Here is a 241-nt window from a genome sequence, read left to right as displayed (position 1 = left end):
GGAGAGCTGGGGGGTGCGGCCGGATTATCTGCTGGGGCATTCGGTCGGTGAGATCGCGGCGGCGCATGTGGCGGGGGTGTTCTCGCTGGAGGACGCCTGCCGTCTGGTGGCGGCGCGTGGGCGTTTGATGCAGGCGTTGCCGGATGGCGGGGCGATGGTTTCTGTGCAGGCCTCGGAGGCGGAGGTGCTGGAGTCCCTTGCCGCTTTCGCCGGTCGTGGGCGGGTGGATGTGGCGGCGGTG

At 70.5% G+C, this 241-nt stretch carries 1 protein-coding gene; it reads left to right on the top strand.

What is annotated here, in order from left to right; all coding sequences use genetic code 11:
- Positions 1–241: acyltransferase domain-containing protein (locus tag ADK64_RS15295; RefSeq protein WP_159046256.1), on the top strand; the 241-nt coding region annotated here is incomplete at both ends.

The organism is Streptomyces sp. MMG1121 (assembly GCF_001280015.1).
GTDB lineage: Bacteria > Actinomycetota > Actinomycetes > Streptomycetales > Streptomycetaceae > Streptomyces.
Note: the sequence above shows the minus strand (reverse complement) of the source record. Positions and strands in the feature narration are given on the sequence as shown.